General features: G+C 69.6%; 11 protein-coding genes. 1 reads left to right on the forward strand and 10 read right to left on the reverse strand.

Annotated elements, in window-relative coordinates; translation table 11 throughout:
* Positions 1 to 2: 2 nt before the first annotated feature.
* The 8 genes from OHA64_RS01085 to OHA64_RS01120 all read right to left on the reverse strand — a co-directional run bounded on the left by OHA64_RS01085 (position 3) and on the right by OHA64_RS01120 (position 7,563).
* Entirely contained in the window at positions 3 to 767 is a 765-nt protein-coding gene (locus OHA64_RS01085; protein WP_405606602.1) for a crotonase/enoyl-CoA hydratase family protein, read from the reverse strand.
* A 64-nt stretch (positions 768 to 831) separates the two neighbouring features.
* Positions 832 to 1,596 (reverse strand): SDR family NAD(P)-dependent oxidoreductase, encoded by a 765-nt coding sequence (locus tag OHA64_RS01090; protein ID WP_405606604.1) that lies wholly within the window; start codon positions 1,594 to 1,596, stop codon positions 832 to 834.
* Positions 1,597 to 1,794: 198 nt separating this feature from the next.
* Positions 1,795 to 2,451 carry a TetR/AcrR family transcriptional regulator gene (locus OHA64_RS01095; protein ID WP_405606606.1) on the reverse strand — a complete coding sequence of 219 codons (657 nt, stop codon included), beginning with the start codon at positions 2,449 to 2,451 and terminating at the stop codon, positions 1,795 to 1,797.
* Between the two features lie 109 nt (positions 2,452 to 2,560).
* Entirely contained in the window at positions 2,561 to 3,802 is a 1,242-nt protein-coding gene (locus tag OHA64_RS01100; protein WP_405606608.1) for an ABC transporter substrate-binding protein, read from the reverse strand.
* Positions 3,803 to 3,910: 108 nt separating this feature from the next.
* A complete protein-coding gene (locus OHA64_RS01105; protein ID WP_405606610.1) occupies positions 3,911 to 5,008 on the reverse strand; it encodes a branched-chain amino acid ABC transporter permease in 1,098 nt (365 codons plus the stop codon).
* Complete coding sequence (locus OHA64_RS01110) at positions 5,001 to 5,891, reverse strand: branched-chain amino acid ABC transporter permease (RefSeq protein ID WP_405606612.1); 891 nt, start codon at positions 5,889 to 5,891, stop codon at positions 5,001 to 5,003. The genes OHA64_RS01105 and OHA64_RS01110 overlap by 8 nt, the downstream gene beginning before the upstream one ends.
* Positions 5,891 to 6,709, reverse strand: coding sequence for an ABC transporter ATP-binding protein (locus OHA64_RS01115; RefSeq protein WP_405606614.1), 819 nt, complete (start codon positions 6,707 to 6,709; stop codon positions 5,891 to 5,893). The genes OHA64_RS01110 and OHA64_RS01115 overlap by 1 nt, the downstream gene beginning before the upstream one ends.
* Complete coding sequence (locus OHA64_RS01120) at positions 6,706 to 7,563, reverse strand: ABC transporter ATP-binding protein (RefSeq protein WP_405606616.1); 858 nt, start codon at positions 7,561 to 7,563, stop codon at positions 6,706 to 6,708. The genes OHA64_RS01115 and OHA64_RS01120 overlap by 4 nt, the downstream gene beginning before the upstream one ends.
* 194 nt (positions 7,564 to 7,757) lie before the next feature.
* Here OHA64_RS01120 and OHA64_RS01125 point away from each other — a divergent pair, with 194 nt between their 5' ends.
* A complete protein-coding gene (locus tag OHA64_RS01125; protein ID WP_405606618.1) occupies positions 7,758 to 8,798 on the forward strand; it encodes an LLM class F420-dependent oxidoreductase in 1,041 nt (346 codons plus the stop codon).
* A 260-nt stretch (positions 8,799 to 9,058) separates the two neighbouring features.
* On the opposite strand, the gene OHA64_RS01130 is transcribed toward OHA64_RS01125, so the two are convergent.
* Positions 9,059 to 11,683, reverse strand: coding sequence for a right-handed parallel beta-helix repeat-containing protein (locus OHA64_RS01130; protein ID WP_405606620.1), 2,625 nt, complete (start codon positions 11,681 to 11,683; stop codon positions 9,059 to 9,061).
* Positions 11,684 to 12,325: 642 nt separating this feature from the next.
* Positions 12,326 to 15,046, reverse strand: a complete 2,721-nt coding sequence (locus OHA64_RS01135; RefSeq protein ID WP_405606622.1) for a glycosyl hydrolase 2 galactose-binding domain-containing protein — start codon at positions 15,044 to 15,046, stop codon at positions 12,326 to 12,328.
* Positions 15,047 to 15,079 lie beyond the last annotated feature (33 nt).

Here is a 15,079-nt window from a genome sequence, read left to right on the forward strand (position 1 = left end):
GCTCACCGGCCTCGCCAGACGGGAGCACGCTTCTCGGTGAAGGCCGAGGCGCCTTCTCGAGCGTCTTCCGAGTTGAACACCAGCTCGGTGATCGGCTTCTGACGGCCGAACAGCTCGTCGCGTGGCCAGCCGGGAGACTCCACGAGGATACGTTTGGTGACCCGTACGGCGAGCGGACCGTTGGCGGCGATGGCGGAGGCCAGCAGCCTCGCCTCCTTCAGCGCGCCGCCGGGCGGAGTGAGCCGGTTGACCAGCCCGAAGTGGTGAGCCCGTGCTGCGGTGAGGAGGTCACCGGTGAGGGCGAGTTCCATCGCGATCTGGTACGGGATCCGGCCCGGCAGCCGCAGCAGTCCCCCGGCCACCGCCACCAGACCGCGCTTGACCTCGGGCAGCCCGAACTTGGCGTCCTCGGCGGCGACGACCAGATCACTCGCGAGGGCGATCTCGCATCCGCCTGCAACGGCGTAGCCCTCGACGGCGGCGATCAGCGGCTTGCGCGGCGGGGTCTCGGTGAGGCCGGCGAAACCGCGCCCCTGCACGTGGGGGCGCTCGCCCCGCAGGAACGCCTTGAGGTCCATGCCCGCGCAGAAGGTGCCGCCGGCGCCGGTGATGATGCCGACCGCGAGGTCGTCACGCTCGTCCAACTCGTCCAGCGCGGATGCGATCGCCTCCGCGACGGCTCGGGTGACCGCGTTGCGGGACTCGGGCCGGTTGATGGTGATGACGGCGATGCCGTCGCCGTACTCGACCAGTACTTCGTCTGCCACGGCAGCTCCTTTACGGTGGCCAAGCGGTGGTCGCGGTTGGGGAGTAGCGGTTGAGCGCCGGCCTTCAGCGCGGGGCCAGGCGGATCGCGCCGTCGAGGCGGATGGTCTCTCCGTTGAGCATCGAGTTGTCGATGATGTGCAGGGCGAGTTGTGCGTACTCGTCCGCCGCGCCGAGGCGCGGGGGGTGCGGCACCGCGGCAGCGAGCGCGTCGAGCTTCTCCTTCGGCCTCCTGCCGAGCATCGGTGTGTCGAACAGGCCGGGCGCGATGGTGACGACCCGGATGCTCTTGCTCGCCAGATCCCGGGCCGCACACACGGTGAGGCCGGCCACTCCGGCTTTCGACGCCGCGTACGGGGCCTGTCCGATCTGCCCCTCGAATGCCGCGACCGACGCCGTCATGACAACCACTCCGCGGTCGCCGTCGAGCGGTTCGTTGCGGGCCATGCGGGTGGCGGCGAGCCGGAGCACGTTGAAGGTGCCGATCAGGTTGACGTCGACCACGGCGCGGAAATGGTCGAGGTCACCGGCGGTGCCGTCCTTGTTGACCACGCGGAGCGGACCGCCGCGGCCCGCGCAGTGGACGACCGCGCGCAGCGCTCCTGTCCGCTCGGCGGTGTCGAGGACTGCGGTCATGTCCTCGGTGCTCGTCACGTCGGCGGGGACGAAGACGGCCTCGGGGCCGAGGTCGCGGACGGCGCGGTCGCCGTCCGAGGAGGGCAGGTCCGCGATGGTGACACGGGCGCCGGCTTTGAGGAGCCGCCGCGCCGTCGCCAGGCCGAGCCCCGACGCGCCGCCGGTCACCACTGCGGATATTCCGCTGGTCTGCATGGACACTCCAGTCGGTCGAGTCGGTGTCGGATCTGCCGCCGCCGGTGTCGCGAAGGCTCGGCGACTGCCGTCGTGCGCCGGGCCACGGCCGTGGTGGTGGGGACCGCAGCCGATGGAGAGAAGTACTTGTCGAACGATCGTTAAGTTAGGCCGCCGCCTGACCCACTGTCAATGACCGCGACGAAAAGTGGGGGCGGCCTACCGGGCCGGGGCCTCGCCGTGCCCGACCATGGCGAACGCCAGCCGCACGTACCGGTCGCACAGCTCCGTGGTCCCGAGGTCGCCGGACGGGTCGTACCACTGGGCGACGGCGTTGCACATCGCCATGATCGCCCGGCGGGCGTCGTCCGGGTGCGGGGTCCGGAAGATCCCGGCGGCCATGCCGTCGTCCATGGCCTTCTGGAAGAGTCCCGATACGGCGTGCCGTCTTTCGATGATGGGGTTGCGGTACTCGGGTTCGAGGTAACGGAGTTCCTGGAGGGTCAACAGACTTTCGACCTGCCGCCGTACCCGGTAGTCGACCGTCACTCTGACCAGGGCGGCCAGCCGCGCGGCAGGGTCGTCACCGGCCTGGGCCAGTTCCTTCTCGCAGTGACGGAAGTAGTCGTTCAGCGAGTCCTCGATCAGGGCGTGGAAGAGCTCGGCCTTGCCGGAGTAGTAGTAATAGAGGGCGGACAGACTCATGTCGGCCCGCTTGGCGATGTCACGGATGGAGGCGCCGAAGTAGCCGCGCTCCGCGAAGACGTCTCGTGCGGCGTCCATGATGGCGTCCCGGCCGTTTCCCCGGGGGCCGGAGGGACTGTTGTCCGTCCCCTTGCCGCTCTTGCCCGCCGCTTTGCCGCTCGTCGTATCCATGGCCCCAGCCTCCCAGAACGAACGAACGATCGACAAAGCCGCCCCCTGCCATGCGGAGCCGAGGGCCGGCGCACCGCCACCGCCGGCCCGCCGGGCACATTCCCCGGTGTCATCCGACCGACGGAACCTTGTACTCCTTCGCCAGGTCGGAAGCGAAGAAGTCACCAAGTGGTTCGACTCCGGCGAAGACACCCTTGTCCACACCCAGCACCTGCGCCTCGCGCGAACTGGGCTCAGCGGGATCGGAGAAGTCCTGAGGCGGGAGCAGGCCGGGTAGCGTGAAGTCGGTGACAGCGCTGCGGGCCTTGAGCACGCCCGGGCGGGTGAGATCATCACAGCTCTTGCCGAGGATCTCGGCGTACAGCTTGGTCATGGCGTAGGCGTGGACGACTCCGCTGCTGGCCTCCGGGGCCTTACCGTACCGGTCCTTCCAGGCAGCGGCCAGCTTGCGAGCGGAGGCGGTGTCCGCGCCGAGGGCGCCCAGCCCGGAGAGCCTGGTGTAGTGCTCGGTGAGCGCGGGCGCCGCTGACGTCGTGAGCAGGCTGGTGGCGAAGGTCGACACCCCGCCCATGATCGGCACCTCCATGCCGGCCGCCTGCGCCACTGCCGCCACCGAAGCCGCCTGCTTGGGCGTCGAGTCGACCAGGATCGCCTTGACCTTCGCCGACTTGAGCGCGTTGACCTGGCTGGTGAGGTCGGTCGCGGTGGGGTCGATCTGCTGGCCGACGACCTTCAACCCCAGCTTCCCCGCGGCGAACTTGCCGCCCCGCAGGCTGTTCTCGCCGATTTCCCCCTGGAGGTAGATGTGCCCGACGGAATCGCCGCCGCGCAGTTCGCCCTTCCTCACGAGCCAGTCCAGGCCGTTGATCGTCTGGATGTCGTACGTGGCGCCCAGGACGATCAGATTCTCGTCCCCGAGCAGGGTCGACGCGAACGTGGTCAGGCCGGCGAGTTCGTCCTTCGCCTCCATCTTGTCCCGCAGCGCCGTGACGACCGGTGTGCCGAGGATGTTCAGATAGCCGAGGACCTGCGGATCCATCTCGTCGTACGCGGCGACGGCCCTCTGCGGGTCGTAGCCGTGGTCGCGGGTGACGAGTGCCAGTTTCCGGTCGCAGACACCGCCTGCCGCGTTGATCTCCTTCACGGCGACGTTGCTCGCGTCGAGGATCGTCTTGCCGGTGCCCGCGAACGGGCCCGACAGGTCCATCAGCACCCCGAGCTTGATCGTGGAGTCACTGACCCCGGGCGTGGCGGCGGTCCCGGCCGTTTCGGCCTTGGTGGAGCAGCCGGCAACCGCCAGCGTGAAGGCCAGGGCCGTGGCCGCCAGGCCGACTGTGCGCGATTTGTGCATCGGTGTGTCTCCTCGCTGAGAAGCGGATGAGGTGGCTGACAGCACACGTCCGGCAAGGTGGGGGTCGGGTCTGGATGTCTGAGGCGACGGACGCTTGGGGATCGCGGTTCAGGGAGTGGCGGCCTCGGCCGGGCGGCGGCTTCGCAGCGGTCGAACGGCGCCGGCCAGCGCCGCCAGACCGCCCGGCTGGACGATCACGGCCACGATGACGACCGCGCCGTACACGAACTGTGCCGCTGTCGACGCGTCCAGTCCCTGCCCGCCGGCTCCGGTGACGAACGGCAGGGAATCCGCGTAGCGGGAGAACAGCAAGGGCAGCGTCACGACGAAGACCGCACCGGCGACCGCGCCACCCACTGATCCGAGGCCGCCCAGGATGACCATCACCAGATAGTTGACCGACAGGTTGAGGCTGAAGTAGTCGGGGACGGTGCGCTGGAAGGCCAGTGCCGTGAGCACACCGGCAGCGCCGGCATACATCGACGACAGTACGAACACGGCTGCCTTGGTGCGTCGTATGTCGACGCCCATGGCGCTCGCGCCGATCTCGCTGTCCCTCATGAGCCTCAGCGCCCTGCCGGGCCGGCCGCGCAGGACGTTGCGCCCGAGCAGCGCCGCCCCGACGGTGACGACGAGGAACAGATACCACTGGCTCTCGGCGGCACCGAACGGAACGCCCAGGACGGTGATGTCCGCCCGGTCGGAGAAGGAGAACCCGCCGATCGACATCGGCACGACGGTCCGGCCCTCGTAGCCTCCGGTCACCGGCTTCATGTTCTGCAGCAGATGGTGGCCGAGGAACACCAGACCCAGGGAGGCGATGCCCAGGTAGATGCCGCGCAGGCGGCTGGAGACCGGGCTGAACAGCAGGCCGCAGACGCCCGCCAGCAGGACGGCCAGGACTGCGGCGAGAAGCGGGGGGAGGCCGAGACCGGACACCCCGCCGTCGCTTTCTCCGGCCAGGAAGGCATAGCCGTATGTGCCGACGGCGACGAAGAAGGCGTGTCCCAGGGACAACAGTCCCGCCGCGCCGAGCAGGATGGTGAGGCCGATCGCGCCGACCGCGGCCGCCATCGCGAACAGGCCCATGTTCAGCCAGAACGCGGAGACATACAGGGGCAGTGCCAGGAGGACCACCAGGGCGACGATCAGCGCGCACAGGACCGGTACACGCCCTGCCGCAGGGAGCCGGGACGTCTCAGGCACGGCTGACCTCCTTCGCGCCGAACAGGCCCGAGGGCCGCCACAGCAGAATGCAGATCATGATCACGTAGGCCACGACGTCCCCAAGCCCTCGCCCGAGGAAGGAGAGCGCGTCCTGGTATTCGGCGACGGTCACCTCGGCGACGCCGATGACCAGGCCGCCCACGACCGCCCCGCCGAGCGAGTCGAGGCCGCCGATGATCGCGGCGGGGAGCGCCTTGACGGCCGCGGTCCCGGTACTCACGGCCACGCCGGGGCTGGGGAACGACGCGAGACCGATGCCGGCCGCGACGGCGAGGATGCCGGCCGTGATCCAGGCACCTGCCGAGACCCGCTTCAGCCGGACACCGGCGAGCGCCGCGCCCTCCCGGTCCTCGATCGAGGCGCGCATGGCCAGGCCCCAGCCGGTGTGGCGGAGGACCGCGGCGAGAGCTGCGATCAGCAGGGGCACGGTGACGATGGTGATGATCACGGACAAGGGCAGTACCACTGAGCCGAAGTGGATCACGTGTCCGTCCCAGGGAGCGCCGAGTGGCAGCACGCTCTCCCCGATGCGCCAGCTCAGTTCCGCGGTGAGCACCACGTTGACCCCGATGGTGAGGATCGCCAGCGCGTCATGCTTGCGGCCGTCGACCCGGGACAGCAGCAGTCGCTCCACCGCCAGCCCCAGCGTCCCGGCCGCCACCAGGCCGAGCGCCACGGCGGCCGCGAAGCCGATGTGCGGGCTGGTCTGCGCCACCACCCACACGCCGAAGAGCACAAACGAGGCGTGCGCGAAGTTCACCGTGCGGGTCGCCTTGAAGACGATGACGAAGCCCAGGGCGATCAGGGCGTACAACAACCCCAACGACACACCGTTCAGCAGGATTTCGACTCCGCGGGTCATCACGACAACCTCTCCGCCACCTGGTCGTTTCCGGATTCCATGGGCGCTCCCAGATAGGCGCTGATCACTTCCGGATGCTGCCTTACGTGTTCCGGCGTGCCGTCCGTGACGACCTTGCCGAAGTCGAGGACGGTGATGCGGTCGGCGATCGACATGACCACTCCCATGTCGTGCTCGACGAACACCACGGTCAGACCGAGCGCGTCACGTGCCGCGGAGACCAGCCGGGCTAGTTCCGCGCTCTCCGCGGTGTTCATCCCGGCGACCGGTTCGTCGAGGATGAGCAACCGCGGCTCCAGGCACAGGGCCCGCGCGAACTCCAGGCGCTTGAGGTCCCCGTAGGCGAGGCTCGCCGCCGGGCGGTGAAGAACACCGGACAAGCCGGCGAACTCCGCTATGTCGCGCACCCGCGCTTCGTGGACACGCTGTTCACCGCGGCCCAGTCCCAGTGCGCTCGCGGCGATGCCGGACCGGGTCAGCCGATGCCGGCCGACCATGAGGTTGTCGAGTGTGGACTCGACAGGTGACACGACGATGTTCTGGAAGGTGCGGGCGACTCCCCTGCGTGCCACCCGGTCCGGACGCAGGCCCGTCACCTCCTGACCGTCCACCATGATGCGGCCCGAGGAGACACGGTAGATCCCCGACAGGGCGTTGAGCAGCGTCGTCTTCCCGGCACCGTTGGGACCGATGACGGCATGGATCGTGCCGGGCCGCACGGTGAATGACACACCGTCAAGCGCGCGCAGTCCGCTGAACACCACGCTCACGTCCTCGACACGCAGTTCCGGTGCCGTTTGCGTTTGAGTCGTCGTCATCCGGACCACCTGGTCAGCGTCGGCGCTTTTCCGGTTTCGGCCCCGGGCCGCGGCGCGGATCCTCCGGCGCCCTGGTCGGCGTCCGCGTCCGCGCCCAGGTAGAGGCGGCGCACATCGTCGCTCTGCGCCAGTTCGTCCGTCGGTCCGCGCAGCACGACCCGGCCGAGATCGAGCACACAGGCCGAGTCGGCGACCGACAGCGCCATCGCCGCGTTCTGCTCCACCAGCAGGACGGGGACCCCTTCCCGGCTGATCTCGCGGATGGTCTCGCCCACGAGGTGCACCAGCCGCGGCGCGAGGCCGAGGGACGGCTCGTCGAGAAGCAGGAGTCTCGGCTGCGCCATCAACGCCCGGGCGATGGCGAGCATTTGCTGCTCGCCGCCGGACAGCGTCCCGCCACGGGCGCGTCGCCGCTCGGCGAGCCGCGGGAAGAGTTCGTACATCCGACGGCGTGTGCGCTCGCGCACCGCCGACGACCGCACGGTGAGCGCACCGGCGTTGAGGTTTTCCTCCACCGTCAGACCGGCGAAGATGTGCCGTCCTTCCGGTACCTGCACCAGTCCGCGCACCACGGTACGGGCGGTGTCCGCGCCGGTGATCCGTTCGCCGCGGAACCGGACGGAGCCTTCGGTGACCCCGCCGCCGTACAGGCCGAGCGTGCCGGAGACGGCGCGCATGAGCGTCGTCTTGCCGGCGCCGTTGCTGCCGAGGAGCGCGACGACGCCGCTGCCGCCGACGTCCAGGGACACCGCCCGCAGAACGGGTGCGCGAGCGCCGTACCGGACGACGAGTCCATCGATTTCGAGCACTTCGGCCTCCCTTGCCGCCCTGAAGCGACGCCACGTGTCACTCATCGATCGTTCGTTAAGGCCAGCGCGAACGTAGGGTGAGCCACGTCACTCGGTCAAGGTCCCTGCACATGATCCCTTGTAGCGGAACTGAGTTAAGCGCTACGAGATTGCACGGTTCCGCCTGGACAGCGGGGCCGGTACGCTGCTAAACGATCGTTCGATAAATCTGAGTCGGTCGGAAGACGAGGGGCCCTTGCATGCGTATCGGTATGACACTGGATTACAGCGGCGACTTCATCGGATCGGTCGGTGCCGCAAAGGATTTCGAGGCGGCAGGGGTCGAGATCGCCTTCGTGCCGGAGGCCTACTCCTTCGACGCCGTCAGTCGGTTGGGCTACCTCGCGGCTCGTACCGAACGCCTGGAGATCGCCTCCGGAATCCTCCCGATCTTCACCCGTACGCCGTCGCTGCTGGCGATGACCGCCGCTGGTCTTGACGAGCTCTCCGGTGGCCGGTTCACGCTGGGCCTCGGAGCGTCGGGTCCGCAGGTGATCGAGGGCTTCCACGGGGTGCCGTACGACGCGCCACTCGGCCGCACTCGCGAGGTGGTGGAGATCTGCCGCCAGGTGTGGCGGGGCGAACCGGTGGTGCACCCGGGCCCGAAGTACCCGCTTCCGCTTCCCGCCGAGCGGGGTACCGGGCTCGGCAAGCCCCTGAAACTCGTCAACAAGCTGGTCCGCTCCCGCATCCCCATCACCCTGGCGGCGATCGGACCGAAGAACGTCGAACTGACGGCCGAACTCGCCGAGGGCTGGCTGCCCGTGTTCTTCCATCCCGGAAAGGCCGCGGAGGTGTGGGGAGCGGCACTGACCGCGGGGAAGGCCCGCCGCGATGCGGCACTGGGCACGCTCGACATCACGGTCACGGCGCCTCTGGCCGTCGGCGACGACGTGGAACACCTGCTGGACCGAGCTCGGCCACAACTGGCCCTCTACATCGGGGGGATGGGCGCGAGGAACAAGAACTTCTACGCCCGGCTCGCCGGTCGGTACGGCTACGAACGGGAGGCGGCGCACATCCAGGACCTGTACCTGGCAGGAAAGAAGCGGGAGGCCGAAGCCGCCGTTCCCGAAGACCTGTTGAGGGCCATATCCCTCGTGGGGACGAAGGAACAGATCGCCGGGCAGCTCGATGCCTTCGCTGCCGCTGGTGTGACCACCCTGTGCGTGAAGCCGCTGGCCGACACGCACGGGGAACGCCTCAACGCAGTCGAGCGACTGCGCGACATGCTGGGCTGACGCCACGCGCGTGGCACGATGCGGGCGGGAGCCCTCAGCTGGGAAGGTCCGGTAGTTCACTTTCCGGGGCTTTCTCACCGTCGAGCCGACGTGACCGGTCTCATGAGCCCCCTCCCCCCAACGCCCACCGTGGAGGTGGGCGTTGGGGTTCGGATGCGGGATCAGCCTCAGATTCTGGCAGCAGCCTCAGCTCGACTGTCCTCGACCGTCGGCGGAGGCGGCCGGCGTCGGGCTGCGAGGTCCTGGCCGGCTTCGGTGGGCTACCCGGCGGTCGTGGTCCCGCTGACCGTGGCCGCGGGACCGGTACCCGCCGCCGTGACCGCGGCGACCGTAACGGTGTAGGCCGTGCCGGGCTTCAGTCCGCCGATCACCCGGAACATGCCCTTGGCGGAGGGCTGGGTGACCAGGACGTCCCGGCCGGTCACCGCGATCGGGTCGCGTCCGTCGGAGACGGTCACCCGGTAACCGACGATCTTCGCGTCACCCGTACCGGTCGGCGGGGTCCAGGCGAGGGTGGCGGCCGTGGCCGCGGTGCGCAGCTTCGGGCTCGTCGGTGCGGCGGGCAGCGCGCTCGCGGCCGTCGGGCTCAGCGGTGCCGAGGCGAGCGAGGGAGCGCTGGTGCCCCGGTCGTTGCTCGCGGTGACGGTCACCGTGAAGGGGCCACCGCCCCCCGGCAGTCCGCCGATGCGCAGCAGGGCGCTGCGCTTGAACTCGGCGGCGCCGACGGACTCATGGGCGACCTGACGGCCCGCGGGGTCGTACGCCCGTGCCGTGTAACCGGTCACCGGCGAACCGCCGTCCGCGAAGGTGGGGTTGAAGGTCACGTACAGCGCGTCGGCTCCCGCCGTGCTGGTGCCGACCCGGGCCGGCGCCTCGGGCACGGAGACGCCGCCGACGCGCGGGGTCAGCAGGTGCCGGTATGCGGGTTCGAGTCCCGCGTTCGCGAGGACGTCCGGCGGCACGTCGGACAATCCGGTCATGATCTTGTTGCCGCTGGTCACCAGACCCTTGTTGTCCCCGTCGGCCGTGCCTTCCTCCCACCAGTTGTCCTTGATCAGGGTGGGGTCGTTGTTGCCGAGGCCGTCGCGGTAGTCGGTGTGCCGGGAGGCGACGTTGGCGTAGGAGGCGCGGTACAGGACATTGCCCTCGACGGTCTCGTAGGTGCAGCCGTTGTCGGTGTAGACGCTCTTGCCAAGTCCCCACTGGTCATGGATGACGTTGCCGGTGACCTTCTCACCGTCGGTCAGGGAGGTGCCGGTCAGGCCCTGGGTGTAGACGCCTCCGCCGTCGTCGAGCAGTTGCATGTAGTCGAAGACCAGGTTGTCGCGTACGACGTTGTCATGGCTGGGATTCGGGGTCGCGGGGTCGCCGATCTTGTCGGGCCAGCCACCCCAGCCCATCGAGATCGCCGAGTAGGCGACGTGGTCGATCTGGTTGTGGGCGATGGTGGTGTGCTGGGTGTAGCCGTTGAGGATGCCCACCCCGCCGTGGTACTCGCGGGGCAGCCCGTACAGGTGGTTGTCCGTCACCCGCACGCCCGACGCCGGGGTCTGCCCGTCCACTCCCCCGATCTCCAGCCCGTTGCCGGACACGTCGGTGAAGACACTCCCGCTGACCGAGGAGTCCGCGCTGCCCGCGCCCAGTTCCAGTCCGGAGGCGCCGAGATGGGCGAAGACGTCGTCGGTGAACTCCACGCGCCGGTCGTGGGCGAAGGAGACGTTGCCCGGCATCCTGGTCCAGGAGGCGAACGGGCAGGTTCCGCCCTGGACGTACTGGCACAGGCCCTGTGTGGCCCAGCCGTGGTCGCCGGTGATCGTGTAGCCGGCCTGGATCTCGGAGAAACCCTCCGGCCGGGACGGAGTCAGCCAGGTCGCGTAGCTGAACCGGATGCCGCGGAAGGAGATGTCGTGGATGGGGGCGTCCGCGGTGCCGCGTCCGTCGAGCAGTTTCTCGGCCGCGGCTGCCTCGACGTCGGCGCGGCCAAGGTCCTCGCCCTTGCGGGGCAGGTAGTAGACCGTGTGGTCGCTCTTGTCGAGGTACCACTCGCCGGGCTGGTCGAGGAGTTCGTAGGCGTTCTCGACGTACGACGGCTTGCCGCCGTTGGTGAGGCGGCCGGGGCCGACCATGCTCACCGTGCGGCCGGGGATGTCGGGGAACTCGACCCGCTTGTTGGAGTTGTCCCAGCAGGGCTGCGCCATGGTGATGGTGGTGCCGTCGGCGGAGGCGATCGGGCAGCGCGGCTCGGTCCACTGGCCGAGCCCGTTGCGTTCGATGTTCCACAGAGCTTCGCCGCTGGTGTAGACGAACTCGGCGTCCTCGGGGTGCTTCCAGTGGGCAAAGGCATCAGAGGAGGCGGTGTAGCCGGTCGCGGTCTGGGTCAGCGTGACCGGCACGGCCCCGCGGGCCCGCTGGGCGCGTACTCCGTCGACGTACAACTGCCGTGTGTCGGTGAGTCCTCGGGGAGCGGGAGCGGCCCACAGGCCCTTGTGCCCCGGGGCCCGGTGCCATCCGGCCACCCGGAGCCCGCCGCTGATGACCGAGTCGCCGGCGCCCTGCCAGATCACCCGGTGCCCGTTCGCCCCCGAGTCGCGGGCGTCCAGCACGAGCGGGCCGGTACGGCGATAGGTGCCCGGCGCCAGATGGACCGTCAGGTCGGCGCGCATGCCGGCGACCCGGGCCCGCACCACGTCTCGGGCCCGGTCCAGCGTGCGGACGGGGTGCCGGGCGCTGCCGTCGGCGTGGTCGTCGCCTCGGGGTGCCACGTAGACGTCCGCGGAGGCGGCGGGGCCCGGAGTGCCGAGCGCGTGAGCGGCGAGCGCCGGTGGGCCGAGGGTCAGGACGGTGGATACGAGGGTGACGAGGGCGGCTCTGCGGCGCGTGGGCATGGACCCCTCCCGTGGGATCACCGGAACTCAACCCAGGGAAAGGTAGGACCACTTAGACCTTAGGTCAATGCAAGCGGCAGAATTATGGGCCGCGGGTGGACGTTTCTCAATAATTCATCGGGCCACTTCAGTCGAAGCGAAGGGCGCCCCGGGTGTGGATGGTGGGCCGGTCGGAGGAAGCGATGCCGCCGCAGCCACCCCGCGGCACCTCGCCGTGGGCCGGCAGCACCCCCGCGGCGGTGGGCGCGCACCGCGAGCTCGACGTCCGTGCTCAGCGCGGGCAAGACGTCGGCGACCTCGATTGACGGGTTCTCGGAGGACTGCCAGGTCCGCCACATGCTTTCCACCCGTTCACGCAGCCGGACCGGACTGAGGACGGCGGCGCTCGCCGGCGGGACGTATTTCGGCGGTTACGGGGTCGGCACCGCCGCTACCCCTCCCCGCCCGGTCCTCGAACCGTCTGCATCGACACTCGCGGGGTGGGACCCGAACTGTCCGCCTGGCCTTCGAGCAGACCCTCCGTCAGCTCGTCCTCGTGGCAGACCAGAGTCAGATACGAGACACCGGCCGCGGCCTTCATGCCGCTCCGGCTCAACGTGAGCTGAACCCCCACGGGGGTGGTCCGGGCCGCCCCCCGTGGGATCAGGCCGCCGGAACCGTGCGCTCCGGCGTGTTCCACCCGGAGACCCGCACCCGCGGCCGGGACCCGTGCAGATCGGTCGTCCGGTACGTGGCCGTCAGGGTGACCGACTCGCCCGGCCAGAGACTGACCTCGTTGTCGGACCACCGCACCGGCAGCACCGGCTTGCCCGCCCCGTCCACCAGATGCACGTCCGTCAGCAGCGACGGCGTCCTGCCTCCGTCCGTGTTGCGCACGGTGACCGTCGTGGTCGACGTGTCACCCGACGAGGTCGTCGACGCCGTGGCGGACACCGGCGCCTGCGCCATGGCGCTCAGCCCCTTCAGGTCCGCGTAGCTCGTCGTGGGCGTGTAGTACCAGTCGGTGTTGTCCCAGTCGAGCGTGTCGGGCTTGGTGGAGAGCCAGTAGACGTTGCGGCTCACCTCCTTGCCCGTGGAGTCGCTCAGGACCAGGCGTGCGAGGTATGTCGTCGACAGACCGCTCACCGTCGAGGGCAGCGTGAGCGCGGTGCCGCGCGCGCCGTCGCCGCCCACGGTCACTCCGGTGACGGTCTTGTCGTACTTCTGCGTGCCGTCGGTGCTGAAGAGCGTGGCGCGGGCGGTGAGGCCGGACGCGGAGGCGTGCCGGTTGTTCACCACGACGACCGACCGGTTGTCGTACGAGTACTGGACGTGCAGCGGCTCGTTCGCCTTCTTCGCACCGAAGTACGCGCCGCCCTGGTCGAGGTAACGGTCCATCAGCTGCCAGTGGAGGGAGGTCCAGCCGCTGTTGAACATCCAGTAGACAACCCCGGTCGAGGGCTTGGAGGAGTCGGTCGCGTTGCGTCCGTACGCCTCGAACTGGGCCCGGGTGTTCTCGTACTGGGCCAGCTGCGCCTTGCGTACGTAGTCGGTGAGGCTGCTGGGCGCTCCGTAGCGTCCGGTCAGCGCGTCGTCGTAGAGCTTCAGGGTGCTGAAGGTCGACGACGGCGACCGGTGATACTGCTTGGCGCTGGGGTTCTTCCATAGGGTGTCGAGTTCTGCCGGGCTCATCATGCGGCGCAGTGTGTCGAGTGTGGGGATGTCGGGGCCCGCGCTGGTCTCGGAGTTGAAGCCGGTGGCGCCGCCCTCGCGCTTGGCGTACCAGTAGTTCGGCGGGATCCAGTCGTAGGGGCCGGACATCTTCATTCCCGAACGTCCGCTGACAGGTGAGGATTTGTCGGAGGCGGCCGCGACCACCGGGGTGGGCCAGTCGGCGGCCTTCAGCGCGTCGAGGTAAGTCTTCTCGATGGTCGCGTCGGGAGCGAAGTCGCTACCGATGAGGAAGGAGATGACACTGGGGTGGTCGCGCAGCCGGGCGGCCTCGGCGGCCATCGACGCCCCTGCGACCGGGTAGTCCTCGGCGGTCCACTTGTCGCCCGGCTCGCCGCCGTTGCCGTTCCCCTCCCATTTGTCGCAGCACTCCCAGCCGGGCAGCGTGAGGATGCCGTAGCGGTCCGCGAGGTCGAAGAACTCGTCCGGCTCGATGTGCCCTTCGAGGCGGATGGTGTTGAGGCCGAGGTCGAGCGCGTACTTCAGGCGGTCCTCGACGTATGTCCTGTCCCAGCGAAGGAACTCGTCGGGCGACCAGCCGCCGCCCCTGATGAGCAGCTTGCGTCCGTTGACGCTGTACTGCCGGGCGCCGTCGGAGTTGAGGGGGGCCTTCACGTCGCGGATGCCGAAGTTGTCGTGCGCCGCGTCCGAGACGGTGCCGGCGACGGACGCGGTGAGGTCGAGGGCGTACAGGGGCTGTCCGCCCATGCCGGCGGGCCACCACACCTTCGGCGAGGTCAGGTGCAGCCCGGGGACCTCGGCCGGAGCGAAGGTGACCGTCTTGGTCGCGTGGGCGGCCAGGGAGACGGACTTGCTGAACGAGATCGCGCCGATGCTGCCCGAGACGGTGGTGGTGACGGGCGAGTCCGAGTCGTTGCGGGCCCGGGCCTTGACCGTCAGGTCCGCGGTGGAGAGGGACGGCACGTCGAGTCCGGTGACGACGTGCGCGTCGCGCAGGGCGACCGGGCCGCCGCGCCGCACCAGCACATCGCGGACGATCCCCATGTTCTCGTCGGGCGGCGGCTGCAGCCAGTCGATCCAGCCCATGGTGAGGTTCCTGCGGGGGTCGTTGGGCTGGATGCGGAAGGCCACCGTGTTGGTGCCCGCGCGCACCAGTGAGGTGACGTCCAGCTCGTGGTGGGTGTACGCGCCCGCCACGTCGGCGGCCTTGGCAACCTGCTGCCCGTTGACGTAGACGTCGGCCGCCGAGATCACCCCGCTGAAGTCCAGATACGTGCGCTCGGAGGTGTCGGCGACCGTGAAGTCCGAGCGGTACCACCAGGGAACCTGGAAGTCGGCCTTGGGGATCTGCTGCTGGTTGGTCGAGTAGAACGGGTCGGCGTATTTCCCGTCCGCCAGCAGCGCCGCGAGCACCGTGGAGCGGGAGCCCGCCGGATACCAGCCGCTCGCCGGATACCCCGGGGAGGAGACGGCCGCCGCGGAGTCGGTGACCTTCGCGGTCGACTGGATGGCGTAGCCGGACAGTCCGGTGGCACTGCCGGCGCGGGAGGCGACAGCGGTGGTCTGCGTCCGGTGGCGGGGCGGTGACGCGTCGCGGGCGCCGGCCCACGCGCTCGTGGAGAGCGTACAGAGCAGGCCCAGGGCGACGGCTGCCGTGGCGAGGCGGCGTCTGGCGGCAGGGCGGTGGAACACGTCTGTCTCCTAGGGAGGTGGGGGGAGCATCCG

Source organism: Streptomyces sp. NBC_00076, from assembly GCF_045041235.1.
Classification (GTDB): domain Bacteria; phylum Actinomycetota; class Actinomycetes; order Streptomycetales; family Streptomycetaceae; genus Streptomyces.

Bases quoted from the DNA above. Each gene is read 5' to 3' on its own strand.
- OHA64_RS01125 (WP_405606618.1), top strand. From the start codon at position 7,758: ATGCGTATCGGTATGACACTGGATTACAGCGGCGACTTCATCGGATCG.
- OHA64_RS01110 (WP_405606612.1), bottom strand. From the start codon at position 5,891: ATGACCCGCGGAGTCGAAATCCTGCTGAACGGTGTGTCGTTGGGGTTG.
- OHA64_RS01115 (WP_405606614.1), bottom strand. From the start codon at position 6,709: ATGACGACGACTCAAACGCAAACGGCACCGGAACTGCGTGTCGAGGAC.
- OHA64_RS01120 (WP_405606616.1), bottom strand. From the start codon at position 7,563: ATGAGTGACACGTGGCGTCGCTTCAGGGCGGCAAGGGAGGCCGAAGTG.
- OHA64_RS01130 (WP_405606620.1), bottom strand. From the start codon at position 11,683: ATGCCCACGCGCCGCAGAGCCGCCCTCGTCACCCTCGTATCCACCGTC.
- OHA64_RS01100 (WP_405606608.1), bottom strand. From the start codon at position 3,802: ATGCACAAATCGCGCACAGTCGGCCTGGCGGCCACGGCCCTGGCCTTC.
- OHA64_RS01095 (WP_405606606.1), bottom strand. From the start codon at position 2,451: ATGGATACGACGAGCGGCAAAGCGGCGGGCAAGAGCGGCAAGGGGACG.
- OHA64_RS01090 (WP_405606604.1), bottom strand. From the start codon at position 1,596: ATGCAGACCAGCGGAATATCCGCAGTGGTGACCGGCGGCGCGTCGGGG.